This is a genomic window from Streptomyces sp. cmx-18-6 (assembly GCF_046548915.1).
Taxonomy (GTDB): domain Bacteria; phylum Actinomycetota; class Actinomycetes; order Streptomycetales; family Streptomycetaceae; genus Streptomyces.
In genome coordinates this window covers 941941-968323 of the sequence record NZ_JAEBEP010000001.1, presented here as the reverse complement: position 1 = coordinate 968323, position 26383 = coordinate 941941, and the positions used below count along the sequence as shown (strand labels likewise).

The window sequence follows — 26383 nt, the reverse complement described above, 5'->3', positions numbered from 1 at the left end:
CGCACCACGGCCACGGCCCTCGCCGTGGACGGCTCAGGGGCCGAGGACGTCGCTGAAGAATCCGATCGACGGGTTCTCCGGGGTCCCGATGAGAAGCGCCCGGTCGAGCAACCCGTTGTTGTGTTCGCAGCTCGTCTCCGGCAGGAGCACGCACGCATGGCAGGCCGCGAGGTTGATGCCGCCGACACCGCTCCCCTCGGACTCGACGCAGAGCGGGTCGGAGGAGCACCACCGCGCCCTGTCGAGGGCCGAGTCCAGGGACTGTTGGAGGCGGCTGGGTTCGCCCTGGGCGACCAGGCCCCCCAGGCTGCCCGCGGAGTCGCTGGTCGCGGTGCAGATGAGGATGCCCGCCATGGCGTCGCTCGCGTAGAGGCGTTCGCGCAACGAGGCCGCCGGGTAGCCCCCGTCGAGGCTCCACTCGTTGATCAGAGCGTGCGCCAGGGTGTGGAGGAGAACCATCCGGGGGGTGGCCGGCGACGCGGGGACGGCAGCCGGGTCCTGGGCGCGGTCGCGCATCATGCGCGTGTGGTTGTCCCGTACGCGGTCGGCCCGCGCGGCGACGGCCACGCTCCGGGCCCAGGAGTCGAGCCGGTGCTCGTCGAGCCGGAGGAAGACGCCCTCGCCCTGGACCTCCATCGCGGGCAGCCAGTCCAGGTTCTTCAGGGACAGGGCCGCTTCGTGGACGTCCGTGCGCGTCTCGGGGGTGTCGACCCGCGAGAACGCCTTCAGCGCGCGGACCTCGCGCAGCCGCTTCACCAGCATCGGGCCGGTGATCCCGTACGGTCCCAGCACGGTCGGGGACGACCGGGGCGGCTCGCAGACGAACTGGCCCTCGTGGTCGGTCTCGCTCTCGGGCCGCCCCTCGACCAGCCGCTCGTACTCCTGCTTCCGCAGGGCGACATAGGCGCTGTCCGCTGTGGCTTCCTCGTCGGAGCCGGCGTCCTGCTGGTTCTCCGCCTCGAGCAGCGCGATGACCTTGGCGGCGGAGAACTCGTACTTCTCCGACACCGTGACGGCCTTGAGGTAGACCTCGAACCCGTTGGTGTTCCCGGCCTCGTACAGTTCCCGGAGCTCATCCATGTGGCCGTGGAGCCGGATGAAATGGCCGTCGCTCCACGGGGGGATCGACAACGCCGTCCGGACGATCGGCTGCCAGGCGACGGACGAACCGCGTTGCAGGGTGCGCGGCCTCTCCGAGCACTGCTCCGGCGGCGCGTCCTTGAGCCAGGGACGCCTGCCGGAGCAGAACACCTTCAGGTCGGACAGGGCCGTGCCGCTGAAGGCCCCCTCCATGGACACCTCGGGCACACCGCAGGTGCAGGAGATCAGGATCGAGCGGAGGGACGCCGTCTTCCCGGTGGTGCGCAGCCGCATCTCCCCGCCGCAGAAGCCGGCCCCGCCCTCCTGCCGGTTCTTGCGGTGGGCCCACTTCCAGTACGGGAAGTCGTCGATGTGCCCCTTGCCGCAGGCCATCACGAAGCGCGAGGGGACGAGATCCTCCTCGCAGTCGCCGCATTCGTTCTTTCCCGGCGGGGAGTTGAACTGTCGCACGTGCTGGAGGGCGTTGCAGGTGGGGCACGAATGCCACAGGGGGAAACGGCGCACGTGCACGCCGTCCTTGCTCCTCTCGTTCGACGCCGGAGGCAGGCGGAACGACTTCACGCCGAGTACGCGGGCCAACCGGTGCTCGTGGATGGTCGGCGCGTCGCTGATGTTCCACGAGTCGATGCCGGTGACCATGAACGACTCGTTGTCCACGGCGACGAGCGACCCGACTCCGTACGTCGTGATCATCTGGGCGCGGCGGACGGCGCCGCGACGGGGATAGCTGCGCTCCGGTGCGCCGGTCCTGCGGCGGCGGGCGGGGGGAGGGGTCATCGGGTTGCCTCCATGAACAGGGCGGATTCGGCGTCGACGTCGCGCAGGCTCCACAGGGTGGGCCAGGCATCGGCGGTGACGTCGTCGAAGCCGCACAGCAACGACGGCGTCCTGCTGCCCCGCTTGGCCTCGTAGAGCAGGCCGCCGCTGATCTCGGCCTTCCCCGCCCACCAGTCGACGAACTCGTCGAAGGCGTCGGCCGTCGCCTCGTACTCGTCCGGATCGACGGCCCGGGCCCGGGCCAGCAGCGGTTTCCGCACGACCTCGTGCAGTTCGTCGCGGAACTCGTCGATCCGCCCGGCGCCGTCGTTGGGACGGGCCGCGGGAATCAGGATGCGGGCCAGCGCCACGACGACGGCGTGCAGGCCCCGGTCGCGGGAACGGGAGGAGAAAGGCGTCACGCTGGTCGACTCGACCTCCCGGTACAGCGCCGAGTGGTAGTGCTGAAAGCTCTCGTAGTGCGAACGGTCCCTGGAGCGGTTCGCGTTGAGCATCACCGCCACCAGGCCGGGGTGGCGGCGGCCCACGCGGCTGGTCGCCTGGATGTACTCGGCCGTGGTCTGTGGCTGCCCCATGACGGCCATCAGACCGAGACGGTCCACGTCGACGCCGACGGAGATCATGTTGGTGGCCAGCAGGACGTCCACGACATCGGGGTGCGGCAGCCGCTGTTCCACCTGCTTGAGTCGCTTGGGCACCTCGCTGGAGTTCGCGCGGCTGGTCAACTCCGTCTGTTCCAGGATCTTTCGGCGATCGGAGTCGTCCCGGTCGGCCAGGAAGCCGAGCTGGGCGTCGACGTCGTCGTGGACCTGTAGCTCGGCGGCGGCCAGCAGCCGGAGGCTGTTGAAGTAGCCGACGAGCGTCCAGTACGCGTCACGCACCTCGTCCGGGGCCCCGCCCCGCGCGGCCCGGTGCAACAGGTTGGCGTAGGTGCGGATGAGCAGGGTGGACTGGCTCGTGCTCGGCGTGAGCAGTCCGACGTACTGTCGACTCGCCTTGCGTTCCCTGGGAGTCTCCACGGCGAACCACGAGTCCCTGGCGTCGATGCCCGCCGGCGGGAACTGGGCGACCTCACGTGCGAAGAGCTTCTTGCCCTGGTCCCCGGCCCGGCGGATCGTCGCCGTCGACGCGATGATCTTCGGTTTCCTCGCGAGCAGGTCCACAGCCGTCTCGTACAGACCGGTGAGGGTGCCCAGCGGCCCCGAGATGAGGTGCAGCTCGTCCTGGACGATCAGCTCGGGGGGCGGTGTGCCGTCCTGGCGGTCCAGGTTGAACAGCGCGGCGGTCTGCTCGCGCCACGGCATGGCGGCGAACTTGTCGACCGTGGCGATCACCAGCGTGGGCCGGGCGTCGTAGACGGCCTCGTCGATCAGGTGGACGGGCAGTCCGTCGCGGAAGTCGCACCACGTGTCGGGGCAGCGGACGTGCATCCGCTTCGCTGTTTCGTCGACCTCGTACTGGAAGGCGTCGATGCGGGTGCCGCACCAGGGGCAGGCGTGCAGCTGGACCGGGTTCTTCTCCTGGAGCTCCTTCTCCTTCCGCAGCTCCACGAGGCTCTCCTCGGCGACCGACAGCTTGTTGGGCGTGGCGGACTGGCCCACCCACATGCCGATGGAGATGGTCTCCGTCCCCAGGGTGCGTTCGTCACCGAGACGAAGGCGCTCCATGGCGCAGATCAGCGACGCGGCACGCTCGAACTGTTGCAGGGTGAGCAGCCGCAGGGTGTAGCGCATGAGGACCGTCACACCGCCGCCCCGCTCCTTGAGCCGGATGCGCCGCAGGAAGGTCGTGAAGGCGATCAGACCGAGGTACGCCTCGGTCTTGCCGCCGCCGGTCGGGAACCAGAGGAGGTCGGCGATCCGGCGGTCCTCGTGCTTCGGATCCACGATCCCTTCGACGCACAGGAGCATGAAGGAGATCTGGAACGGCCTCCACCGTCCCGCGGCCGTGTCCGGAGAGCCCTGCCGGTCCTTCTTCACCCACTCGCTGCGGGCCCGCTGCTCGGCCATCGCACGGTTGGCGAGGCGGAATGCCCGCATCGCCTCGCCGTCCGTGCCGAGAGCCCGGATGCCTCGACGCATCCGGGCCAGAGCCGATCGACAGTGCTCGATCTGCGCCCGCGCCGGAGCCTCGTGCGGGGAGCCCCGGAACGCGTACGCCTCCGCCTCCTTGCGGTCGATCCACTCCGCGTATCGGGCCATCAGATCGTTGAGGGCCGCCAGGACCTCGTTCTCGGGCCGGGTCGCCAGGTCCTGCATGCTGAGCGCCGAGTCGTCGATGTCGGGGTTGGAGTCGGTGAGCAGCACATCGTGCGCCGGCAGGAACTCGGTGCGTACGGTGGCGATCGCCGCGCGATCGACGTTCGGGGCGCCGATGGGCGGCGGAGTCCAGTCCCAGTCCGCCGAGCAGCCGTGCCCCACGGCGAAGGTGGGCGCGTGCCGGTGCAGCAGCCGGCCCGTCGCGACCTCGGGGTCGATCACCCTGCGCTCGGACGGGCGATCGACCAGGCCCGGCGCACCGGACTCGGTGGTGACGGTCAGGCGGGGCTGGTAGAGGCAGAACGCGTCCTGGAGGGCGTGTTTGCCCACCCGTTGGGTGTTGATCAGCGTGACGGTCACGGTGACCGTTCCGCTCGCCGGGGCCTTCGGCCGGACGACGACGTCCAACGCCGCGCCCTCGGGCAGATCGTCCACCAGATAGCGGCGGGGCACCGTCACATCGACGGTCACCGGGGGCACGGACAGCTCTCGGCGGCGCCAGCGCTCCTTCCGCTCCGAGACGGTCCGGGCCTCCGCGCGTTCCGCGGTCACCTTTCGTCCGTCCTGGTCGATCGGATCGTAGGCCGCGGCCTCCGTGCGGACGACGAGCCGGGTGGAGAGCTCGGGGTCCACGGCGAACGTCAGCCCCATGGACGAAGGGCGTCGGTCGCCGACATGGGCCGCGCCGAGGTCGGGCAGGGGATCTTCGACATCCCGGCCCCTCCGTGCGAGCGGGACGTCGTCGAGCCCCTCGTTCTCGGCCGCGTCCTGAGCCAACGCCCGCTCGGACTCGGCATCCGACGCCCTCGGGAACAGGACCCCCATCGGGTAGGCGGTGATCGGCGGGTCCTGGGTGAGGATCTCGTCGGGGGAGCGGGGGCCGAGCAGGTCCTCGCGGAGTTGTGTGACGAGCCCCTCCCGAAGCGCGTAGTGGGCGGCGTGAACGCTCGTGTCGTCCGTCATCCGACGATGCCTTCCTGCGTGGTCCTTCTGGCGCGCCTGTAGCGCCCGAGCCCCGACATGCGGGGCACCGTCCATACGCCGTGGTCGCCCAGCCCGGCGCGGGCGCCGGAGGCCGTGCTGCCCGCGACGCTCTCCAGGCAGTCGACCCGGAAGCCGGTGATCTCCACCGGCCAGTTGATCTCCCAGGTCTTGTTGATCTTCAGTGACGTGTGGAGATCCTTCCGGAACCGCTCCGAGACCACCGCGATCGGTCGCTCCCCGTGGAAGACCGTGTACGGAGGGCTCTGGTCGGCGGCCATCGTCATCTCGTGCTGCGGCCGGAGGGTCAGCGCGTCGCCCGGCGACACCGACGACGCCAGATAGTCCTGCACGGCCGACGCGTCGTCGGCGAAACCGTCCGTGCCGGGCGGGTGCTCCCGGCACACGTCCTGACCCGAGGCCACGATGCCGTCGCGGATGTAGGGCCTCCACCCGCCGAGGTACCAGCGTTCGGTCTCCCTGTCCCGGCGTACGAGCGCCGTGTCGGGCGCGGCGATACGGAACAGGTCGTCCCGGGCGCGGGTCATCGCCACGTACAGCGAACGCGCCTCGGCCGCCGGATCGACATGGCTGTGCTGCTTGCGCAGTTCGGCCGTGGTGGCCGGTTCGACCACGATCACCCGATCGAACTCGAGCCCCTTGGCGCGGTGCACGGTCGACACCACCAGGCTCGCGGGTTCCACGGCCACCAGGTCGTCCGGAAAGCGGCCTTCCGCGACCAGACGCCGAACCGCCGCCACGTCCATCAGTCCTCGGGGGGCGCGGGCGGCCCCGCGCAGCGAGCGCCAGATCCGCGTACCGTCGCCGACGGGAGCGGGTGGACCGGCGGAGAGCAGCTCCTGGAACCGCTCCTCGGTCAAGGTGGTGGTACCGGTGCGGCGCAGGACCGAGGAGACCCAGGCCGGGACCGGGCGGTCCTGGAGGGCGCGCTGGACCCGGTGGGCCACCCCGAGGGAGAACAGCGTCTCGGACAGCACCAGGGCCTGGCGGTTGTCCCTGCAGAGAACGGCGCAGGTCCCCGGGTACGCCTGGAGCGACTCGACCGTGAACCGCGCTTCCAGAGGCCCGAAATCGGGGCACGAGCGCAGGAGGTCGGTCAACCGCCGGTGGAACTTCTCGCCCGCGGCGTCGGACTCGGCGGGCTCGGACGGCAGCCTCTTGAGTTCGGCCCCGAGGGCGAGCGCCGTACGGGCCTCTTCCGTGCGGGCCCGGAAGTTGGTGGTGAGGTGCAGCTCGACCAGATCGTCCGGGTAGGAGGCCCGGAGCCAGTCGAAGAAGTAGTTCGTCTCGGCGGCGCGGGCGTCCTCGTCGGAGACCTGGAAGCCGAAGATGGCCTGGGCGCCGTCCCCCACCACCGTGAATCCGCAACTGTCCTGGAAGCGGTCCAGCAGCGTCTCCACCATGTCCCGGCGATCACCCACCAGGTCCTGGACCTCGTCGATCACCACATGGGCCGGGGCGCCCTGCTCGCTCTCCTCGATCGCCCCCCGGAGGATGGCCTCGGTCGTCTCCTGGATCCGCTCGTCGAAGCGCAGCACGCCCCAGTCCCGGTCGGGCTGCTCCCCGCGCAGCACTCCGTAGGCCCAGGAGTCGAAGGTCTGCACCCGGACGCGACGGGCCTGCCGGGCGTGCTGGGCGATCCGCTCGCGCAGCTCGCGCACCGCCGCACGGGAGAAGCTGAGCACCAGGATCTCGCCCGCTTCGAGAGCGTCCTCCTCGTGGCCCATGAGGGCGTCGAGGCGGCGGACGAGGGTGTGCGTCTTGCCCGCGCCCGCCCCGGCGGTGACCAGCAGCCGGGCGTCCCAGGGCTGCTCGACGACGGCTCGCTGTTCCTCGGTGAGGGGCGGGCTGTCGTGGTACGCGTCGGTCACTTGGCCCTCCACAGGTGCTCGAACTGCGTGAAGGCGAGCGCCTTGCCGTAGTTGGTGATGTTGTCACGGACGTTGAGGATCAGGCAGGTCTCCTTGCCCCCGTTGCCGGGGCCGCGCAGACCGCGACCGATCATCTGCTGGTAGACGTTCGGGCTGTAGGTGGGGCGGGCCACGACCACGGCCCGGGTGGCCGGTGCGTCGAATCCCTGTGTCAGAACACCGTAGTTCGTGAGCACGCGCACGCGGCCGCGGCGGAAGTCGTCGACGCTCCTGCGGCGCTCGCCCGTGGGGGTGGCCGAGTCCACCGAGGCGGCGGTGATGCCGCGGTCCTTGAGCTTCGCGGCGAGGAACTTGGCGTGCGCCACGGAGGTGGCGAAGACCAGGACCGGCCAGTCGGCGGGCATCTCGGCGATCTCCTCCAGGATGCGCTTGTTACGGTCGTGGTCGTCGGCGAGGCGCTGCTCGGCGGCCTTGGAGAGCAGGCTCATCTGGTCGGCCCGCTCCTTCTCGTCATGCGTCAACTCGATGGTGCCGCCGAGGAGTTCGCGATGGGTGACCCGGGCGAGCATGCCGAGATCCTGCAACTCCCCATAGGCGTCCCCGGAGGGGAAGACCCCGTCGTCGAGACGCCGGCCGCCGAAGCGCTGGACCAGGCGCCTGGTCTCCTCGTCGTTCGTGTTGCGGAACGGTGTCGCGGTGAGGCCGAGCAGATGGCGATGCGTCTCGCGCGCGGTCAGGCCGAGCTGTTCGAGGATCTTCGTGTACTGGGGGGAGATGGCGACGTGCGCCTCGTCGACGATGACCAGACTCGCCTTCCGGAGCCACGCGTACCCCTCGGTCCCGAGGCAGTTGCCGAGCTTCGCGTCCGTCGCGACCACCAGGTGCGGGCGGCCGCTCACCGGCCCCGCCTCGTTGGTCGTCCACAGCCTGCTGATCGTCAGGGGGCTCTCCGCGCCGACCTTCGACCACACGAAACTCCAGCTCTGGACCGCCTGTTCGCAGAGTTCCTCGGTCTGGGCGATCCAGACAACGGGGCCCTCCAGCTCTCCCACGGACTTGATCCAGCGAATCACCGCCTCCGCAGCCACCCGGGTCTTGCCCGCGCCGGTGGGCAGCGACAGCATGCCGCGTTGGGGCGCGAACCGGTCGAGCATGGCGAACACCTTGCTCGCCAGGCGCTCCTGGTAGTCGTGCAGCCGGGGGAACTCGGTGGGTCCGGGGATCTCGACCCTCGGCGGCAGCGACGGGGCCCTGGTTCCGGCGAAGGAGTCCGGGAAGCCGAAGTCGGAGACGAACTTCACCGCGGGCGAGGAGCCGGTGAAGCTCGACGGCGCGTGGCTCGGGTAGGCGGCCAGCAGATCGCGGGTGTGCGTCTGCAGCACGCCGTCGCCGTGGGCGTTGTACGCCATCCGCGCGATCCGGCGGGCCGACGGCTCGACGCCCCCGAGTTCGACCCGCTCGCTGTCCAGCAGACCGGGCGGCAGTCCGGCCCGCAGCGCCGCCTCTCCGATGAGCAGCTCCAGCTTCTCCTCCACGGTCTCCGCCTCCCGGACCCGGCGCAGCGCGGCCTGGAGCTGCTGATCGGCCTCCTGCCGTTCCTGGGCCTCGAGAACCGCCCGGCACCCCGCCTCTCCCAGTCCCCAGCGCAGCTCACGGTCGACGGCCATCAGAGCCGCGAGCCTGTCCTCGGGCTCGAGGACGAGCACGGTGTCGCCCTGGAGGGCGCTCTTGAGGGGGGTGGGCCGGCTGCCCTGGGGGGTACGGGTCACCTCTTCGAGCTCGGAGCAGCGCTGCAACCGGTAGTTGTTGACCACGTTGCCCTTGCGCAGGCGCAGCGTGGGGAACTCGTCATGCAGGGAAGTGGGCTCGCCGATGCCCACATGGCGGGTCTCCTTGCTGATGACGTCGGCGTGGCGCAACATCCCCCATGTCTTGACGAGCAGGGCCGCGTCCTCGGGGCTGCCCGCGAGCAGCGCGGGGATCTGCTCCGCGCGCAGGGCCCGGTACTCCGCCTCGGAGGCCGCGACGGCGATCTTGTCGTCCTCCTGCGCGGACCACTCCGTCCCGATGCGGCAACGGGTGAGCTCCCCCTCGGGGAAGTCGACCCCGAGCTGGGTCAGCATCACATACGTACGGCCGACGAAGGCGTCGTCGTCGCTGGTGCGGAGCTGATCGAGCAGGCGGTCCCACTGCTTCGCCGGGACGTCGTCCACCACGGTCGGCAGATGCAGTTTGCGGGCCTTCTCGGCGCTGATGTCCGCCACCGGCAGGACGTCGGCGTACGCGTGGAGCTGAGGGCCCACGGCGTCGGAGACGGGCACGACGCCCTGCGAGGTGGGGACGCGGCCGTGGCGGCCGAGCATCCAGCGCAGCGGGGAGTGCACGGGCTTGCGCGTGGACACCTGGACGCCGAACTGCATGGTCCAGGTGTCGATGACGCTCGCCTCGGGCAGCGCCTTCACGAAAGCGGCCCGCCCCTCGTCCGACAGCCGCTCCAGGAGGTGCAGCGGCCCGCCGATGGGGGAGCCCTCCAGCTTGAGCCTGTTGAACTGCGGACGCGTCGCCTTGCTGCCCAACGTCCGGCAGTAGCTGTCATAGATCGCCGTGGAGTAAGCGGCGAACCAGGCTTCGTCCGACGAGGGGCGGTGCCCCGCGGTGGGCACAGCACGGAGCCCGAACTCGTGGAAGACCATCCTGTCGTCGGAGTGGAAGACCAGATCCACCGCCACCGAGTCGTCCCGGGTTCCGTCACCGGGCACCACGGCTCCGGGCAGAAGGCAGTCCCGCATACGGTGGAAACGGCCGTCCACCGTGCGTACGTGCAGCGTCGTCATCGGGTCGGGGAACCGGGCGATCACCTCGCCGCTGACCTGGCTGCCGCCCGCACTGTGGAACAGCTCCCAGAAGCGCCCCCAGTCCTGGGGTCCGTAACCGGCGAAGCCCTGCTCCAGGACTCCGATGAAGCGGCCGCGGGAGTCCGCCTCCCGGATGCCGATGGTGGTGAGGTCGCTGATGAGCGACTGGTCCTCGGAGAGGGCGGCGTCCACGTACGTCGTGCCGTCCCGCAGACCGTCCTGGGCGGCCCTGCGGTAGACCTTGGCCACCACGGGGGGCACCAGTCCGCTCTCCTCGGTCAGCACGATGCGCGCCTTCCGGGCCTCGTCCGCGAAGGGCGACCCCTCCCGGACCATCGCGGCGAGAATGCGGATCGCGACGGCAGACGCCTCGGCCGTGCCGTCGGTGACCAGCGCCTCCAACCACTCCCGGACGGTCGCCCGGCCCTGCCTGGTCTGTTCCAGGATGTGCCCCACCTTGCCGGGGCGGAACTCGGCGGCCTCCACGGAGGGGTGGACCCAGTTCGCCGGACGCCCGGGGTAGGCGTTCCACATCCGCAGCCAGTCGAGCTTGAGGGGCGACTTTCCGATCGGCGCGGGGTGGACGCGCAGTTCCCGAGGAACCCGCAGGACGCCGTCCTGATCGGGAAGGGACGGCAGCTGTGCGGTCAGCTTCCAGATCTGCTCGGTCAGATACCTGTCGGCCCAGTTGAGGGTCTCCGACTCCCTGGTACGGCCGGGCAGCAGCGGGAGATAGGCGCCGGGGTCCTCGGCGGGGGCCAGCCGAGGCAGCGATTCGACGACCAGCTTCGCCGCGACCTGGATGATCTCCTCGTTGAAGGGGCTGGAGTCCAGAAGGTTCTGTCGATCCTCGTTCGTCTTCCAGGCGCCGTTGAGGATGCCCGCCAACGTCATCGGATACTTGGTCGGGAAGAACGACCAGAACTCGCCGCGCCCCTTGGGAACGGTGAGGACGGTGTCACCGGTGTACTCGGGAACGGCCCACGAGACGTCGATCGTCCCCCGGTCGTGCATCTCGCCCGCGCTGGCCCTGGCCCGGTCGGTGGGCCGGTGGGCGTGGGTGAAGACCTTCCAGGTGGCGCGGGATTCCGGCTTGCCCGTACGGGCTTCGTGGATCGTGTGCACGATGTCCTCGTGCTCGACCGTGATCTCCCGCCGGATCTGCGGCATCACCCGGCGGTTCTCCAGGACCACCGTTCCCACGTGGTGGGAGAAGAGCTGGAAACGGGCGGGGAACTCCCGCTGGATCTCCTGGCCGGCGACCGTGTGGATGTCGTGGCCCAGGCGATCGGCCGCGCCCGGCAGGAGGGGCAGCCGGACCACGGTGGTGGCCCAGCCGAGCAACTCGTCCAGGACGGGGTCCGCCGATCGCTCCTTCCCGGCCTCCAAGGGGCGGGCCATCCGCAGCACCGGGGCCTCGAAGTCGCCTTCGAACGCGTCGCCGCCGGCCTTCCTGATCTCCTCGAACGACCACGCCCGGTCGAATCCGAAAGCGCCGGAGCTGCTGAAGAACTGAGGAGCGTCGGTGACGGCGAGGACCGATTTCACCCCCACCCCGAAACGGCCGATCTGCCCGCCGCGCTTCTTCGAAACGCTCATCCGGAGAATGGTCTCGGCGCCTTCCGCCGTGACTTCCCTGCCCTCGTTCGCGCAGTAGAGGTGGGTGTTCGTGAGTATGACGTGCACTTTCCCGCCCGGAGAGTGCGCGATCTCGTCCGCCGCGTTCTGTACGAGTTCGAACAACTGGCGGTCCCCGTAACCGCCCTGCGTGATCCGCCGCTCACCATTGGCGTGTTCCAGAATCAATCCCGGGTCGACGCGATACGTCTCCAGCACGCGCGCCGACTGCTCGATGATCGTCTGGATGACGGACGCTTCGCCTGAACTGTCCGTCACATTGGGGTGGTTCAACGTATTCCCATTCCGTGGCTGTGAGCTGAGCGCGGGAGGAGCCGGGGGGCCGGCCGCTGCGGGGGAAGCGGCCGGCCGTCGACTCAACGATAGGAGCTCGGAGTCCGACGAGGTGCCGGGATGGTCGAGCCCGAAGACACTGACGACGAGCTAGGGATACTCACGGTTCCGGCGACGCCTGTTCCGGCTGATGCCGCCCGTGTTGTTGGGCGGACGGGTGTTGGCGGTGCGGGAACGATTCGGCAGGGGAGGGACGGGCCGCTGCGCACCCTTCCCGTCGTCCGGTCCGGGAGCCTGCGGAGCGACTTCGTCCGGTGCGGGGGTCGACGAGCCTCTGGGGGCCGCCCTGTCGCGCCGGAGCCGCAACCAGTTGATGTACGAACGCGTCGTGCCGACGGCGTCGAGGAACTCGGACCGCAGATACGGGTCGTCCTCGATGGAGTCGTACTGTTCGACGAGTCCGAACGCGGCATCGTCGGAATCGGGCGGGTTGGCGTCCATGGCGGGCCCCCTGGGCTCTCGTGAATGTGTACCGGGCGTGACGGGAAATGGCGCACGTGCGGAAGGGCGGGAAAGCGCACGAAAGGTGAGCTCGTTCGCCAGGAGGAAGGTTTCTTCGGGCGGCTGGGAAAACTGGACGGGAGGGATCGAGATAATCTCCTGAGTGAGGAATGTGGAAGAAGCCAAGCGCATGTGACCGACCGGGGCAAGGGGTTTGTCGAATTACTTCAAAAATTCGCGTCCCGGGGGTCACGGAGGAATGCAGGGCATGCCGAATAAGCCCTCGAAAGGAGAGGGTCGGTCGCGCCCGGTGAAGGCGTCCCCGATTTCACGCTACAGGATCGGAAGGCGCTGCCACAAGCATCCGGGGCGTGCGGGAATGGAGCTTTTCGCGGCGCCGCCGCCGTGTGCGACGGGGGGGGCAATCGGATAATTCGGGACGAATGGGGCAGATCCTTCGATTCCCTCTCTTTGTGGAGTATCAGCGTCATTTGTTCAAGAGGTGAGGGAGTCAATGAAGGCTCCAGGGTGCGGTGTCAAACGCCATTGTCGGACGGAGTGTCAGTGTCAAACGAGTCGGTGTATCGTGCAGTACACGGGCGACGCCGCAGCTGAGGAGTGATGAGGTTGGACACCGGCATGGACTTTGGTCCCTGGCTGGCCCGGCAGCTGAAGCAGTCGAACATGAGCCAGGCCGACCTGGCCCAGCGGATCGGGCTGACCCGAGCCGCCGTATCGGCCTGGATCACCGGCCGGGCGTCCCCCCGCGAGGAGACGATCAACAGGATCGCCGAGGCGCTCGGCACGGACCTGGGGACGATCCACACCCGGACCGCCGACACCCTCGCCGGCCTGCCGATCTCCTGGTACCACCGCCCCGGACACGCGGACGGCGGACGGGAGTTCGGCAACGCGGCGGCCTTCGCCTTCGAGGCCGACGTCGAGGTGCTGGCCCGGGAGGCGACCCAGAACAGCCTCGACGAACGGCTCGACACCGCCCAGCCGGTCCGGGTCCGCTACACCCTGCACGAACTGTCGGGCGAGGCCCTGGCCCGGTTCCGCGACGAGATCCGCTGGGACGACCTGCTGCCCCACTACGAGGCGGCCGCGCAGCAGGACCAGAAGGTCGGACGGATGATCGCGGCCGGCCTGAGCGACATGTACGACCGGGACCGGCTGGTGCTCCTGCGCATCGACGACTACAACGCCTCCGGCCTGACCGGCGACGACTACGAGACCGGCCGTTTCGCCGCCGTGGTACGTCGCCAGCTCGACAGCCAGAAGTCGGTGAGCGGCGCCGGTGGGTCCTACGGCCTGGGCAAGGCGACGCTCTGGGCGACCAGCCGCCTCGGGCTGGTCCTCATGAACTCCACCCTGTCGGAGTCGCACGAGGGGCGGACCGAGCGTCGTCTCGTCGGTCGCCTCGACCTTCCCTGGCGCACGGTGGGCGACAGGCCGTGGGCCGGACCCGCCTGGTTCGGTCGGCCGGACCCGGACGCGGAGGACGTCAACGTCGCCCGCTCGTGGTGGGCCGACGAGGAGAGCGTCGAGCGTCTGCATCTCACGCGGGAGAGCGCCGAGCCCGGCACGTCCTTCCTCATCGTCGGTGCGCACGACGTCGCCAGCCTCGTCGAAGGAACCGACGGGAACGCGGACGTCGAGGACGAGGACAGCGTGCATCGCATGCACCATCGCCTCAAGGAGGCGCTGGGACGGAACTTCTGGGCGGCCATGACCGGCGGGGGCAAGCAGCGACCTCTCCTGGAGGCGTCCGTGAGAACGCTCCGCAACGGGGTGGAGATCATTCCCGAGACGCGGGTCGACCCTCGGGAGACCCAACCGTCGCGGACACGCGCCCTCCAGGCGTTCCTGGACGGTACGACCGTCGACAGGATGACGGAGGCGGGGCAGGTGGCCATGGCGACCGTCCCGCTGATGGTGCCGGGGCGCTCCGGTCGGGGGAACGGCGGTGAGCACCGGGCGGTCGTGCTGGTCACGGAGGCCGACGACCGCGACCACGGAAAGCCGAACAGGGTGACCACGATGCGGGGCAACCGCATGACGGTCAAGATCGGTTGGGTGCCCGGCCTGCCGGTGGGCGTCAACCCCTTCCAGGCCGTCCTGCTCGCGGGCAGGGCGGCCGGGGACGACGCACCCTTCGCGGACGAGGCCGAGGCGTTCCTGCGCGCCGCCGAACCGCCCGAGCACGACAAGTGGGGGCAGACGGAGGAGTTGCGGATGCTGTATTCGCCGTCCGCCTACCGACGTATCGGCGCGCTCACCGGCCAGGCGAACAAGGCCGTGCGCGATCTGGTCGCCCTGCCGAAGAAGGGGCGCAAGGTCGGCGCGGAACGGCTGCGCAGGCGACTGACCGTGGGGGGACGCAGAACGACCCGGCCCACGCCGGCGGCGGGCCCGCCCACGCTGGAGGAACTCGACGCGCGGATCGACGACAACGGTGCGTGGTGCGTCACGGCCGAGATGAAGATCCCCGCCGGCGGCGACGCCTGGCGCCCCACACCCGTTGCCAAGCTCGACGTACGCTCCGGATCCCGACCGGTTCTGGCCTGGTCCGAGCTCGTCGCCGTGCACAACTGCGAAATCGTCGACGGCGCGGTCCGCTTCGCCCCCGGTGCGCGCTCCGCGACCTTCCGGGGAACCACGGACGTGTCCACCCATCCGGTACGGGCCCGGTTCAGCGGCCTCGTCGTGGAACTCCGCACCGACAAGGGGGCCCAGGCATGAGGGCGTACCCCTACCGGCGACTTCCCGGTGTGGTCTCGCTCCGGGTCGCCTCCGTCGAGCTGCGGGGTCCGGACGACATCAGGGACCCCCTCGACACCAGCGCCTTCTCCGCCGTCGAGCAGGTCGTCGCCCCCGGCGCGACGGGACGGGACGACTGGGAGTGGCTCCGTATGAAGGTCACGGCCACCGTGCCGGGCAGTGCGACCGCTCCCGACAGCCCCTGGACCGACCTCGCGGTCGTCGTCGTGCTGAGCGAGGGGGCCACCAACACCCGGGTCACCGCGACCCTCGCCCCCGGGGCGGAGGGCGGACGACAGTGGGTGGGGCACCTCGACCTGTGGCGTGCGGACCATCTGGACCGCGCCACGATGTCCGTCCATGTCGTCGCCACGGTGGACGGCGTGGCGGGACGTGAGATCGCCGCCTCGACCAAGGACTGGATCGTCGACCTGAAGGCCGAAGCCCCGCTGCGCGATCGGGAACTCGACGTCGTCGAGGTCGGTTTCCGCGAGGGCCCGCAATGGCTGCGTCGCTTCCATGAGGTGCCCTGGGCCGTGGACACGTCCGGTGACCTTCCCGTCGTGCACATCAACACCGATTTCGAGGGAGTTTCCGACCTCATCGGCGGCAACGGCACCTCGGTCGACAACATGGTGCGGGATCTGCTCCTCGCCCAGATGTGCACGGACGTGTGGACGGCCGTCTTCCACACCGCCATCGGTGATCTGGAGATCGAGGACGACGGAACCCCGCTGTTCCCCCGTGATTGGAGAGGCGAGGTGCTGCGCGAGATGCTGCCCGACGTCGTGCCCGACCGCCCCGTGGAGGACGCGCTGGGCGAGGTCCACCGACGACGGACCGGAACCTCCGGGTGGACCGACCTCCAACCGCGCATCCACTACGCCGCCACCCGCAGGGCCGACGTGCCCAAGGCGCTGAGCACCACCATCCGTGGCCTGGAGGGCCTTCACCGAGGGGCCGACGCATGACCGACAAGCCGAGCTTCCTCCCGGAACGCCTGGCGCTGCTCGCGGACCTCAACGCGGCGCAGTACCTCACCGAGGGGCTGCTCTCCGGCAAGGAGGACGTACCCGCCATAGCGCTCAACAAGACCACCGAACCACTGCCGCACGACGGCGAGAGCCGCGCGGAACTGGCCCCGGTGCGTGCCTTGGTCGAGGACGCCATGTACCAGTTCCGGGACGACAGGCCGACTGCCGCGGACGGTTGGCTGGCTCCTCGCCTGCACGCGACGCTCAGGCTCACGCGACGTGAGGCGGCGGACCGCCGGATCTGGAACTACCTGGCGCTGGGGGTGGCCCCGGACTACGTCGTCTGGCGCCACCTGGCGGCCAAGTCGGAAGGCGGCGCATCGAAGGTCGCCGTTCGACGGTTCCGCGGACCGGGGGACATCCAGGCGTTCGCCCGACTGTGGTGGGCCGCCGAGTTGTTCCGCGACGGACCCGACTACGGTCCGGTGGTGACCATGTGCACGAACCAGGACATGCTGAACACCGCGCTGCGGGTCGACGTGATGGACCATCGACCTACGGCGCAGGCCACGGTGCGCCTGCTGGAGCGGGGCGCCGTGCGGACCGGACGAGAGGTGAACGCGCTGGTGGCGGCTGTCAACGCCTCCGCCGCGACCCTCATGTACGACGTCGTCGCGCCCGATGCCGACCGGGACGGCAGGCCACTGCGGGAGTGGATCGAGGCGGCGGAGTCAGCCCCGGCCGTCCCCCGCAGGGACCTGCCCATCGGGCCGTACGAGGAGAAGACCCCGGAGCGATCGGTGGACGTGCTCGTCGATCACTTCGCCGAACTCTTCGCCGAAGCGCCGGTACGAGGACGGCCGGACGCCGACGAGGGCGCCGCGGGCGAGGTCTGAGGCGGCGCCGACCGCCGAACGGTCACCGGCGGGGCCGCCAACAGCGGTGGCTCTCCCTGCGGTTGCCACTCCTGCAACTGCCTGTACCACTTCTCCCGCGGCGGTTCGCGGAGCAGCGCCATGCTCAGGATGTGCAGCGACAGGCGCGGCGGAATGGCGTTGCCGATCTGCTGCGCCACGTCGGTGGAGCGCCAGGGGTAGGCGGCGGGGAAGGTCTGGAGCAGTCCGGCCTCCGCCGGGGAGAGGCGTTCGAGTTGCTCCTCCTCCCTGATCACGATCTCGCCGGACCCGTTCTTCCGCAGGGGGTAGAGGCGGTTACGACGCACCTTGCCGGTGATCGTCGGGGCCGGCTCCCCGGACTCGCGGCGTCCGCGGTTCTTGGGATCGCCGCCGGAGCCGTAGTTGGACACCATGACGAACTCGGACGTCCGCGTGGCGCGGAGCGCGTCCCCCATGGACACCCAGGGCTCGACGTCGCCCCCGCTGTGCGAGGTGCGGAACAGCGATCCGTCCCGGTGGTCGTGTGTCGGGGGCAGACGTTCGGCCCCCTTCCGGTACCGCTGATGCGTCGCCTCGGGGAACCGGACCTTCCGGCCTTCGTTCCCCGGGGCGAACTGAGCGATCAGGACCGCCCTGCGCCGCGTCTGCGGGACGCCGTAGTCCTCGGTGTGCAGCACATGGGCCTCGGCGGCGTAGCCGGTCCTCCGGAGGAGGTCCGCGAAGTGCTTCCACACCGGCAGCACCGTGGGCACCTGCTCCAGCACGATCACCTCGTACGGCCGGTGGCGCTTGAGCTTCGCCTCCATGATCCACCGCAGCGGTTGCAGCACGAACCCCGTCCGGTCGTCCGTCATGGCGTCGGTCTCGGCCTTGACCTCTTTCCACGCGACGTCGAACGACGCCTCGTCCTCGTGGCCGGCCAGTCGCGTGGCCAGACGCAGCACGTCGTCCAGAGCCTGATGGCCCTTGCGACTCCCCGCCACGGAGAACGACTGGCAGGGGGGACCGCCGGTGAGCACCGTCGCCTCGACGACCGAGGGGTCGCACGGGCCGAGCTCCGCGACGTCCCTGACCTCGGTGGTCAGCAGGCCCGCGGCGGCCCGCGTGGAACGCGTGGCTTCGTCCCATTCCACGCCGATGCTCTCGACGCCCTCGTCCTTCATGATCGTGGCGGCGATGTCGAGGCCGCCGGGCCCGGCGAAAAGGTCCACGATCGCGAACTTCGCAGGGGGAAGTGAAGGGGGGGAGGGATGGGTCATGGTGTGCAAGTGTAGCCAGGGATCAAGACGCGCCGTCCGCTCATGTTCAAGGTCCTCGCCCCTCCTGGATCAGCTGCTCAGGGCGGCGGCGATGGACCGTCCGAGCGCGGTGCCGACCGGGGGAGGGGAGGCGTGGCCGATCTGTCGGTACCGCACGGTCTTCTTCCCGGCGAACACCCAGTCCGGAGGGAAGGACTGCAGGAGGGCCGCCTGCGGAACCGTGATCGTGATGACTCCGGAGGGGCTGTCGTCCGGGCCCGGGACCTCGTTGCCGAGTGTTCCTCCGTTGACCCTCATGCGCGCCCACGCCTTCTTCGTCCCGGTCGGCCCCAGGTCCGCCCCGCCGCGCTTGTCCGAGCCGCCCACCAGCGTCGGCGCGACGCTCAGGGCCTGTGCCGCCCACGCGTCCGCGCCGGGCCAACCGCGTGCGGCCATGGAGCGGCGCAGCGCCCGCCCCACCGGGATGTGCTCGGAGACCGTCGGAACCGGCGGGCTGAACGCTGGGAAGTACCGCTCCTTCAGGGCGACGAGCACGCCCTGCTTGCGGTCCTGCGGCACGCCGAAGTCGGCGGCGTTCAGGACGAACCAGCGGAACCGGTAGCCGAGATGCTCGAGCTCCTTGCGGATGAACTCCCGTACGCCCTCGAAGTTCGGGGAGTCCACCAGCCCGGGAACGTTCTCGATGAGCAACGCACGGGGCTGGATGGAGTGGGCGAGCAGAACCGTGGCCTCCAACAGGCGCAGCTCCTCCTCCGTCTCCGCCCGCGCCACGGTCGCGCTGGACTTCACGCGGGGCAGCCCGGCGGAGAGGAGGTCCACGTCGTAGGTGTGCTGGTGCTCCGCCGGGTCGAAGTCCAGGAGGTCCGTCTCCAGGACGTTCCACGCCGGTCGGTTCAGGCGCAGCGTCTCGCAGGCCACCGCCTTCCGGTCCAGGAGCAGCGCGGGATCGAATCCCGCCTTCTCCAGTCCCAGCGCCAACCCGCCCGCGCCCGCGCACACATCGACGAACCGCAGCTTGCTCATAGGCCCCCGCCCTTGTTCCGTGTCTGCCGCTCCTGCTCGACGACCGCCGCCACCAGGTCGGCGGCGCCGACCGGGGCCTCGTGCTCCCAGAAGCGCAGCACCGTCCACCCCGCGGCGGCGAGATGCTCGGTCGTCTCCCGGTCGCGAGCCATGTTCCGGTCCAGCTTGTCACGCCACCACTGGGCGTTCGCCTTCGGTTGCGTGGCGTGCACGGGGCAGCCGTGCCAGAAGCAGCCGTCGATCATGACGGCCACCTTGGCGCGCGTGAAGGCGATGTCGATCGTCCGTCTCGCCATGCCCGGCACGCGCGCGTTGACCCGGAAGCGGTAGCCCGCCGCATGCAGGAGCTTGCGCACCGCGACCTCGGGGGCGGTGTCACGGCTCGACTGGCGGCTCATGCGGACGGAGACGCCGGGGGAGGAGGGTTTGGCCGTGCTCACTGCTTTTCACCCGCCCCCGTGGCACACCCCGTATGCCTGCCCCGATCCGCACCAGCAGGCGGCCGTGCGGGGCGGGGGCCAGGGGGTGGCGCGGCCTCGGGCGGCGAGGGTGGTGGCGTATTGGGGGAGGAGGCTCGGGGTGGTGGGGGAGGTGGCCTCGGAGGCGGCGAACGCCTCGTACGAGGGGACCGTGCCCGTGACGATGCCCAGGTTCGGGGTGCCCGTGGCCTGGAGGTCGCGCAAGGCTGCCTCCAGGCGGGTCAGGTGCGTGGCGTGGTCCACGTACTCCTCGGTCAACTCCGGGTATGCGGTGAGGAGTTCGCCCAGTTCGGTGGCGGGCCAGTGCAGCACCGCCACCGGGAACGGGCGGGAGAGCGCCGTGCGGTACGTGCCCAGCTCCGCCCGCAGGCGGGTGATCTCCGCCTTCAGCTCGGCCGGGTCCGAAGAGCCCAGCGACCACAGGCGCTTGGGGTCGTGGAGTTCGTCCAGGGGGACCGGGGCCGTGTGCAGGGCCCCGGCCAGCTCGTCCCACGCGTCGTGGTCCAGGCCCATCAGCCGGCGCACCCGGTGCCGGCCGGTCAGCAGGGACTGCGTGGCGTACGGGACCTCCTCGCCCGGGGCCAGCAGCAGGGTCAGCGCGGCGGAGAGGACGTCGTGCGCCGACTCCAGTTCGTCGTGCGCCTCCAGGGTCTCCGCGGCGACCTGCCAGGGCGCCGCGGCCGGCGGGGCCGCCGTGCGGATGCCCTCGATGATCGCGCGGGCCTCGGCCTCGTGCCCGTACTCCCAGAGGTTGGCCGCCTTCAGGGCCTTGATCAGGTGCGGGTTCTCCACGGTGGACCCGGGGGCGGCGAGCAGGTCGTCGTAGAGGGTGCTCGCGCGGGCACGGTCACCGGCGAGTTCCAAGTGGGCCGCGGCCCGGAGAACCAGCGGTTCCTGGTCCTCGGGGTACTGCGCCGCGGTGCGGAGCAGGCGCTCGGCTTCGGTGGTGTGGTCGGCAGGCGTGTCGGGGCGCATGGACCACACGGTACTGCCGGATCGCGACCGCCGGGGGAGGGAGGTGGGGAGCGGTGGAGGGGGGTGTGAAGTGGGTGTGAAGGGCCGATCGACTGGAGACGTATGGAGAGTTACGGGCTTTGGCCCTATCGTGCCCGCCGTGTCGGAGCGGAAGCGTGAGCCGGAGCCCGAGCGGAAGCGTGAGCGGGAGGTCCAGCCGGAGCGGAAGCGTGAGCGGGAGTGGGGGCCGGAGCCCGAGCGCGAGTGGAAGCGTGAGCCGGAGGCCCAGCCGGAGCCCGAGCGGGAGCCGGAGCGCGAGCGGAAGCGTGAACCGGAGCCGGAGCGCGAGTGGAAGCGGGAGCCCGACCCCGAGCGCGAGTGGAAGCCCGAGCCCGGGCCCGGGCCGAAGCGTGAGTCGGCGTGGTCCTGGGGGCGTGGGCTGGGCCGGGGGTCGAAGCGGAAGCGGATTCCCGTGCCTGGCGTGGTCTGGCGCGCGCGGGGGGCGCGGCGGGATGCCCGTGCGCGGTACGCGCTCGCGCGGCTCGTCCCTGCCCGATACATCCCTGCGCGGCTCGTCCCTACGCGGTACGCCCATGGGCGCCCCGCCCCCACCCGATACGTCCCCGCGCGGTACACCCATGGGCGCCCCGCCCCCGCGCGCCCCGCCCCCGCGCGCCCCGCCCCCGCGCGACCCGCCCCCGCGCGGCCCGCCCCCGCCCCCTACCTCCTCGCGCGGGGGCTCTGGGTCTTCGCCGAGCTCGTCGTCACCCTCGGTCTGGTGCTTCTTCTTCTTGTCGTCCATCAGCTGTGGTGGACCAACCGGGAGGCCCGCCAGGATGCCGGGCGTACCGTCCAGGCCCTTCAGCGGGAGTGGGGCCCGCCTCCGCCGGCCGCCCCGAGCGGCGACCCCGTGGTGCCCGAGCCTCTGCCCTCCGCCGCCGGCTCCGCCGGTACACGTGGCCCCGACGCGCCGGCCCCGACCGCCGCCACGGCCCCCGAACCCGCCCGCGCCTCCCCCCGCTGGGACCAGGCGTACGCCGTCCTGCGCATCCCCCGCATCGGCCTCACCGCCCCCGTCGCCGAGGGCACCGGCAAGGGCGGCGTCCTCGACCGCGGGTACGTCGGGCACTACACGCGCACCGCCCAGGCCGGGCGGGCCGGGAACTTCGCCCTCGCCGGGCACCGCAACACCCACGGCGAGCCCTTCCGGCGCATCGACCGGCTGCGGCCCGGCGACCGGATCACCGTCGAGACCCGGGACGCCGTCTACACGTACACCGTCGACAAGAGCCTCGCGCGGACCCTCCCCTCCGACAGCGGGGTCATCGCCCCCGTGCCCCGCAGCAACATCACGACCTCCGCCGGCTACAGCGAGCCCGGGTACTACCTGACGCTGACCACCTGCACCCCCGAGTTCAGCTCCCGCTACCGGCTCGTCGTCTGGGCGAAGCTCACCGCCATGCGCCCCCGGTGATCGACAGCCATCACAGCCATCACAGCCATCACAGTCCCCGCAGCCCCCGCAGCCATCACAGCCCCCGCAGGCCCCTCGGGCGCGGCTGAGCCCAGCGGATCCCGGCCGATCATCGTGTATAACGAATGGAGTGCCAGGATCGACGGCAGACCGTACGGACAACGGAGAGGAGGCGCCCATGCGTGACGCGAGCCGTCTGCGCGGTGTCTTCGCCCGGCTGCTCCGGCCCGCCGGCCTCCTGGTCCTCCTCCTCACCGAGGTCCTCCTCGCCGAGGGCGGCAGCCTCTCTGCCGCCGTCGCGCTCGCCGCCACCGCCGCGGCCGGCTCCGCGCTCCTCGCCTGCTCCGTCATCAGCGCCCGCTGCGCGCCCCCGGTGCCCCGCACCCGGGTCCGGACGGCGATCAGGGACCGGGAGAAGCGCACCGCCTTCCTGCCCCAACGCGACCCCGACGCCCGGGGCCGCACCCGGCCCCGAGCGCCCGGGCACGCCCTCCTGACGGCCGCCGCCGCGTAGGGCACTCCCGCACGTCCATCCCGTAGCGCCCCCGCACCGGCCGTCCTGCCGCGTACCGCGTACCGCACGCGTACGTCCTCACTCCCGGCACGACGAGACCCCCGGAGGGCTCACCCATGTCCGCCTTCATGTCCGCTTTCGCGAGCCTGGTCGGCTCCCTCGCCGACCTGCTCCAGCCGCTGTTCCAGAACGCGTCCACCGCCGCCGCGATCATCCTGTTCACCGCCCTCGTCCGGCTCGCCGTCCACCCCCTCTCGCGGGCCGCCGCACGCGGGCAGAAGGCCCGCAGCCGGCTCCAGCCGCAGATCGCCGAACTCCGCGAGAAGCACGGGAAGAACCCCGAGCGGATGCAGAAGGCGATCATGGAACTGCACGCCGCCGAGAAGGTCTCGCCGCTCTCCGGCTGCCTGCCGAGCCTGCTCCAGATGCCCGCGTTCTTCCTGCTCTACCACCTGTTCTCCAGCGGCTCCATCGGCGGCGAGCCCAACTCCCTCCTGCGCCACGACCTCCTCGGCGCGCCGCTCGGCGGGCGCTGGCACGACGCCCTCGCGCAGGGTGGGGTCTTCGGGCCGCAGGGCTGGGTGTACGTCGGGTTGTTCGCGCTCGTCCTCGCCGTGGCCACCTTCAGCTACCGGCTGACCAAGCGGCAGATGGCGGCCAACCCGATGACCCCCGCCGCCGGTCCGGACGGGCAGCCGGTGCCCGGCATGGGCGCGATGACGAAGATGATGCCGCTGCTCTCGTTCGCCACCCTGATCACCGTGGCCGTCGTCCCGCTCGCCGCCGCGCTGTACGTCGTCACCACCACCGCCTGGAGCGCCCTTGAGCGGGCCTGGCTGTACCGCGACATGTACCGGGACACGGCTGCCCCGGGCGGCGCCATGGCCAAAGCGGCGTAGTCGGGGCGGGCCACCGCGCCGGTCCAGTGTGTGAACGCGGTCTTGCGGAGTGATCGCGACTCTTGGAGGATCGGCCAAGCCCTTCGCCGGCCGCACCCCGCCGAAGGGCCCCACCTCGAACAAGAGGAGTTGGACCGTTGAAGCTGCTTCGAGTCGGTACGGCGGGCGCGGAGCGCCCCGCACTTCTCGACCGGGACGGGACTCTGCGTGACCTGTCGGGGATCATCCCCGACGTCGACGGCGACCTGCTCGCCGACGCCTGGGCCCTCGCCCGGGTCCGGGCAGCCGCCGACAGCCCCGGTGTGCTGCCCGCCCTCGACCCGGCGGGGTTGCGCGTGGGTCCGCCGCTGGGGCGCATCGGCAAGATCGTGTGCATCGGGCTGAACTACCACGACCACGCCGCCGAGACCGGTGCGGACATCCCGGCGGAGCCGATCCTGTTCTTCAAGGCCCCCGACACCGTCGTCGGGCCCGAGGACACGGTGCTCGTCCCGCGCGGCAGCCGTAAGACGGACTGGGAGGTCGAGCTCGCCGTCGTCATCGGGCGCACCGCCCGCTACCTGGAATCCGCCGAGGACGGACTCGCCCACGTCGCCGGGTACGCCACCGCCCACGACGTCTCGGAGCGCGAGTTCCAGATCGAGCGCGGCGGCACCTGGGACAAGGGCAAGAACTGCGAGACGTTCAACCCGCTGGGCCCCTGGCTGGTGACCGCCGACGAGGTCCCCGACCCGCAGGCCCTGCCGCTGCGCCTCTGGGTCAACGGCGAGCTGAAGCAGGACGGCACCACCGCCGACCAGATCTTCCCGGTCGGCGAGGTCGTCCGCTATCTCAGCCACTTCATGACGCTCTACCCGGGCGATGTCATCAACACCGGTACGCCCGCAGGGGTCGCCATGGGGCAGCCCGAGCCGAAGCCGTATCTGAGGGCCGGAGACGTGGTGGAGCTGGAGGTGGAGGGCCTCGGTCGGCAGCGGCAGGAGCTGAAGGGCGCGTAAGCCGAGGCGAGTGGGCCCGGGGGCCGCTGCGACCACGCCCCCGGCCCCGTACGCGTGCGTACGCCCCTCAGCCCCCCGCCGTCGCCGTGAACTGCTCCAGCGCCTCGACCACCATCGCGTGGTCCTCCGCCTGCGGCAGACCGGAGACGGTGACCGTGCCGATCACGCCCGCGCCCCGCACCGCGATCGGGAACGATCCGCCGTGCGCCGCGTACACGTCCGGGTCCAGGCGTGACGACTCCTCGAAGGTGGTCCCCTTCGCCCGGAACCGGGTGCCGACCAGATACGAGCTCTCGCCGTACCGCTCGACCACCTTGCGCTTGCGGTCGATCCACGCGTCGTTGTCCGCGCTCGAACCCGGCAGCGCCGCGTGGAACAACTGCTGCGCCCCGCGCCGGATGTCGATGGCCACCGGCGCGTGCCGCTCCCGGGCCAGCGCCACCAGCAGGCTGCCGAGCGTGAACGCGTCGTCGTGGGAGAAGCGGGGGAGCGTGAGCCGGCGCTCCTGGGCGATCAGCTCGGAGATCGTGGGGGAGGTGGTGGTCATGAGGTGTGCAGCTCCTCGCCGGACGGAGTCGCGGGCAGGGTTACGGCGGTGCCCTCGCGGGCCGAGCGGCGTGCCGCTTCCAGTACGTCCAGGGCCGCTGCCGCCTGGAGCGCGGTGACCGGGTTCCCGCCGGTGCCGCGCAGGGCGGCGGTGACGGCGGCGTAGTACGCGGGGTAGTCGCCGGGCAGCGTGCGGACCGGGGTGCCGCCGCCGGTCAGCGGGGACTCGCCGGAGCCGATCCGGCCCCACAGCGTTTCCACCTCCTCGCCCCACGGCTCACTGCCGGCCCCCGGACGCCGGCCCTCGCGCAGGGCGGCCTCCTGCGGGTCCAGGCCGTACTTCACATAGCCCGCCGTCGAGCCGAGCACCCGGAAACGCGGGCCGAGCTGGGCCGTGGTGGCGCTGACGTACAGATGGGAGCGGACCCCGTTCACATGCGTGATCGCGATGAACGTGTCGTCGTCGGCCGCCGCGCCCGGACGCCGTACGTCCGACTCCGCGTACACCTGGACCGCCGGGCCGAACAGCACCAGCGCCTGGTCGACGACATGGCTGCCCAGGTCGTACAGCAGACCGCCGATCTCCTCCGGGTCGCCCGACTCGCGCCAGCCGCCCTTCGGGTGCGGCCGCCACCGCTCGAACCGGGACTCGAAGCGCTGTACGTCACCCAGCTCGCCGTCCGCGATCAGGGCGGCGAGCGTGCGGAAGTCGTTGTCCCAGCGGCGGTTCTGGAAGACCGAGAGCAGCAGTCCGCGCTCCTTCGCGAGGGCCGCGAGCTCGCGCGCCTCGGCGGCGGTCCCGGCGATCGGCTTGTCCACGACCACCGGCAGCCCGGCCTTGAGGGCGGCCGTCGCGAGCGAGACGTGCGTCTTGTTCGGGGAGGCGATCACGACGAGGTCCAGCTCGCCGGCGCGCTCCCACAGCTCGTCCGGCGAGGCGGCGAAAGCGACCTCCGGGTAGGCGGCGCGGGCCTCGGCCCGGCGCTCCTCGTTCGACGTGACGACCGTGTCGAGGACCAGGCCCTCGGTCGCGGCGATCAACGGGGCGTGGAAGACGGAGCCGGCCAGGCCGTAGCCGACGAGGGCCACGCGGAGAGGGGCGGTAGCAGTCATGCGTTCCACTTTGGCAACGCTGTTGCTGAAGTGCAAGCGACCGGCACAATGGGGCGGTGAACAGGGGTGAAGAGTGAGGGGCGAAGAAGCGAGGGGCGAAGAGGTGAGGGGTGGCGCGGTGAAGGTGAGCGGAGGCGGAGGCGGACAGGAGCGAACCGTGCACGGGAGCAGCCGGACGAAGACAGCGGCAGGGGCCGAGGTAGAGGCAGGAGCAG

The 26383-nt window shown here is 71.0% G+C and carries 18 protein-coding genes; 7 read left to right on the top strand and 11 right to left on the bottom strand.

Annotated features, from left to right (window positions below):
- Positions 1-33: 33 nt before the first annotated feature.
- The 5 genes from drmB to ACLJPL_RS04285 all read right to left on the bottom strand — a co-directional run bounded on the left by drmB (position 34) and on the right by ACLJPL_RS04285 (position 12276).
- Positions 34-1878 carry a DrmB family protein gene (drmB, locus tag ACLJPL_RS04305; protein WP_411079291.1) on the bottom strand — a complete coding sequence of 615 codons (1845 nt, stop codon included), beginning with the start codon at positions 1876-1878 and terminating at the stop codon, positions 34-36.
- The gene (locus ACLJPL_RS04300) at positions 1875-5099 is read right to left on the bottom strand and encodes a helicase-related protein (protein WP_411079290.1); all 3225 of its coding nucleotides are present in this window, start codon (positions 5097-5099) and stop codon (positions 1875-1877) included. The genes drmB and ACLJPL_RS04300 overlap by 4 nt, the downstream gene beginning before the upstream one ends.
- On the bottom strand, positions 5096-7009 hold the full coding sequence (locus tag ACLJPL_RS04295; RefSeq protein ID WP_411079289.1) for a UvrD-helicase domain-containing protein: 1914 nt from the start codon (positions 7007-7009) through the stop codon (positions 5096-5098). The genes ACLJPL_RS04300 and ACLJPL_RS04295 overlap by 4 nt, the downstream gene beginning before the upstream one ends.
- A complete protein-coding gene (locus ACLJPL_RS04290; protein ID WP_411079288.1) occupies positions 7006-11775 on the bottom strand; it encodes a DEAD/DEAH box helicase in 4770 nt (1589 codons plus the stop codon). The genes ACLJPL_RS04295 and ACLJPL_RS04290 overlap by 4 nt, the downstream gene beginning before the upstream one ends.
- A gap of 150 nt (positions 11776-11925) precedes the next feature.
- Entirely contained in the window at positions 11926-12276 is a 351-nt protein-coding gene (locus ACLJPL_RS04285) for a hypothetical protein (RefSeq protein WP_411079287.1), read from the bottom strand.
- Between the two features lie 621 nt (positions 12277-12897).
- Here ACLJPL_RS04285 and ACLJPL_RS04280 point away from each other — a divergent pair.
- Genes ACLJPL_RS04280 through ACLJPL_RS04270 form a run of 3 tightly spaced genes read left to right on the top strand, consistent with a single transcriptional unit; the run spans position 12898 to position 16909 of the window.
- The gene (locus tag ACLJPL_RS04280) at positions 12898-15021 is read left to right on the top strand and encodes a helix-turn-helix domain-containing protein (protein ID WP_411079286.1); all 2124 of its coding nucleotides are present in this window, start codon (positions 12898-12900) and stop codon (positions 15019-15021) included.
- Complete coding sequence (locus tag ACLJPL_RS04275) at positions 15018-16010, top strand: hypothetical protein (RefSeq protein ID WP_411079285.1); 993 nt, start codon at positions 15018-15020, stop codon at positions 16008-16010. The genes ACLJPL_RS04280 and ACLJPL_RS04275 overlap by 4 nt, the downstream gene beginning before the upstream one ends.
- The gene (locus ACLJPL_RS04270; RefSeq protein WP_411079284.1) at positions 16007-16909 is read left to right on the top strand and encodes a DUF6339 family protein; all 903 of its coding nucleotides are present in this window, start codon (positions 16007-16009) and stop codon (positions 16907-16909) included. The genes ACLJPL_RS04275 and ACLJPL_RS04270 overlap by 4 nt, the downstream gene beginning before the upstream one ends.
- Here the strand turns inward: ACLJPL_RS04270 and ACLJPL_RS04265 are convergent.
- The 4 genes from ACLJPL_RS04265 to ACLJPL_RS04250 form a co-directional block, all read right to left on the bottom strand.
- Positions 16831-18168 carry a DNA cytosine methyltransferase gene (locus ACLJPL_RS04265; RefSeq protein ID WP_411079283.1) on the bottom strand — a complete coding sequence of 446 codons (1338 nt, stop codon included), beginning with the start codon at positions 18166-18168 and terminating at the stop codon, positions 16831-16833. The genes ACLJPL_RS04270 and ACLJPL_RS04265 overlap by 79 nt on opposite strands.
- 69 nt (positions 18169-18237) lie before the next feature.
- Entirely contained in the window at positions 18238-19191 is a 954-nt protein-coding gene (locus tag ACLJPL_RS04260; protein ID WP_411079282.1) for a DNA cytosine methyltransferase, read from the bottom strand.
- Positions 19188-19589, bottom strand: a complete 402-nt coding sequence (locus tag ACLJPL_RS04255) for a very short patch repair endonuclease (protein ID WP_411079460.1) — start codon at positions 19587-19589, stop codon at positions 19188-19190. Before ACLJPL_RS04255 ends, ACLJPL_RS04260 begins: the two co-directional genes overlap by 4 nt.
- Before the next feature lie 48 nt (positions 19590-19637).
- Positions 19638-20645 carry an SEC-C domain-containing protein gene (locus ACLJPL_RS04250; RefSeq protein ID WP_411079281.1) on the bottom strand — a complete coding sequence of 336 codons (1008 nt, stop codon included), beginning with the start codon at positions 20643-20645 and terminating at the stop codon, positions 19638-19640.
- Between the two features lie 754 nt (positions 20646-21399).
- Between ACLJPL_RS04250 and ACLJPL_RS04245 the strand changes: the two genes are divergently transcribed.
- The 4 genes from ACLJPL_RS04245 to ACLJPL_RS04230 all read left to right on the top strand — a co-directional run bounded on the left by ACLJPL_RS04245 (position 21400) and on the right by ACLJPL_RS04230 (position 24509).
- The gene (locus ACLJPL_RS04245) at positions 21400-22098 is read left to right on the top strand and encodes a class E sortase (RefSeq protein WP_411079459.1); all 699 of its coding nucleotides are present in this window, start codon (positions 21400-21402) and stop codon (positions 22096-22098) included.
- A gap of 178 nt (positions 22099-22276) precedes the next feature.
- Positions 22277-22612, top strand: a complete 336-nt coding sequence (locus ACLJPL_RS04240; RefSeq protein WP_411079280.1) for a DUF6412 domain-containing protein — start codon at positions 22277-22279, stop codon at positions 22610-22612.
- Positions 22613-22728: 116 nt separating this feature from the next.
- Entirely contained in the window at positions 22729-23511 is a 783-nt protein-coding gene (locus ACLJPL_RS04235; protein WP_411079279.1) for a YidC/Oxa1 family membrane protein insertase, read from the top strand.
- Positions 23512-23648: 137 nt separating this feature from the next.
- Positions 23649-24509 carry a fumarylacetoacetate hydrolase family protein gene (locus ACLJPL_RS04230; RefSeq protein WP_411079278.1) on the top strand — a complete coding sequence of 287 codons (861 nt, stop codon included), beginning with the start codon at positions 23649-23651 and terminating at the stop codon, positions 24507-24509.
- Between the two features lie 67 nt (positions 24510-24576).
- Here the strand turns inward: ACLJPL_RS04230 and ACLJPL_RS04225 are convergent, their stop codons facing one another.
- On the bottom strand, positions 24577-25056 hold the full coding sequence (locus ACLJPL_RS04225) for a heme-degrading domain-containing protein (protein WP_411079277.1): 480 nt from the start codon (positions 25054-25056) through the stop codon (positions 24577-24579).
- Positions 25053-26168, bottom strand: a complete 1116-nt coding sequence (locus ACLJPL_RS04220; RefSeq protein WP_411079276.1) for a Gfo/Idh/MocA family oxidoreductase — start codon at positions 26166-26168, stop codon at positions 25053-25055. The genes ACLJPL_RS04225 and ACLJPL_RS04220 overlap by 4 nt, the downstream gene beginning before the upstream one ends.
- Between the last annotated feature and the right edge of the window lie 215 nt (positions 26169-26383).

What these genes read in the sequence shown, in the direction of transcription:
- ACLJPL_RS04285 (WP_411079287.1), bottom strand. Translation starts at nt 12,276, where the DNA reads ATGGACGCCAACCCGCCCGATTCCGACGATGCCGCGTTCGGACTCGTC.
- ACLJPL_RS04260 (WP_411079282.1), bottom strand. Translation starts at nt 19,191, where the DNA reads ATGAGCAAGCTGCGGTTCGTCGATGTGTGCGCGGGCGCGGGCGGGTTG.
- ACLJPL_RS04250 (WP_411079281.1), bottom strand. Translation starts at nt 20,645, where the DNA reads ATGCGCCCCGACACGCCTGCCGACCACACCACCGAAGCCGAGCGCCTG.
- drmB (WP_411079291.1), bottom strand. Translation starts at nt 1,878, where the DNA reads ATGACCCCTCCCCCCGCCCGCCGCCGCAGGACCGGCGCACCGGAGCGC.
- ACLJPL_RS04220 (WP_411079276.1), bottom strand. Translation starts at nt 26,168, where the DNA reads ATGACTGCTACCGCCCCTCTCCGCGTGGCCCTCGTCGGCTACGGCCTG.
- ACLJPL_RS04225 (WP_411079277.1), bottom strand. Translation starts at nt 25,056, where the DNA reads ATGACCACCACCTCCCCCACGATCTCCGAGCTGATCGCCCAGGAGCGC.
- ACLJPL_RS04300 (WP_411079290.1), bottom strand. Translation starts at nt 5,099, where the DNA reads ATGACGGACGACACGAGCGTTCACGCCGCCCACTACGCGCTTCGGGAG.
- ACLJPL_RS04235 (WP_411079279.1), top strand. Translation starts at nt 22,729, where the DNA reads ATGTCCGCCTTCATGTCCGCTTTCGCGAGCCTGGTCGGCTCCCTCGCC.
- ACLJPL_RS04270 (WP_411079284.1), top strand. Translation starts at nt 16,007, where the DNA reads ATGACCGACAAGCCGAGCTTCCTCCCGGAACGCCTGGCGCTGCTCGCG.
- ACLJPL_RS04280 (WP_411079286.1), top strand. Translation starts at nt 12,898, where the DNA reads ATGAGGTTGGACACCGGCATGGACTTTGGTCCCTGGCTGGCCCGGCAG.
- ACLJPL_RS04255 (WP_411079460.1), bottom strand. Translation starts at nt 19,589, where the DNA reads ATGAGCCGCCAGTCGAGCCGTGACACCGCCCCCGAGGTCGCGGTGCGC.
- ACLJPL_RS04275 (WP_411079285.1), top strand. Translation starts at nt 15,018, where the DNA reads ATGAGGGCGTACCCCTACCGGCGACTTCCCGGTGTGGTCTCGCTCCGG.
- ACLJPL_RS04240 (WP_411079280.1), top strand. Translation starts at nt 22,277, where the DNA reads ATGCGTGACGCGAGCCGTCTGCGCGGTGTCTTCGCCCGGCTGCTCCGG.
- ACLJPL_RS04265 (WP_411079283.1), bottom strand. Translation starts at nt 18,168, where the DNA reads ATGACCCATCCCTCCCCCCCTTCACTTCCCCCTGCGAAGTTCGCGATC.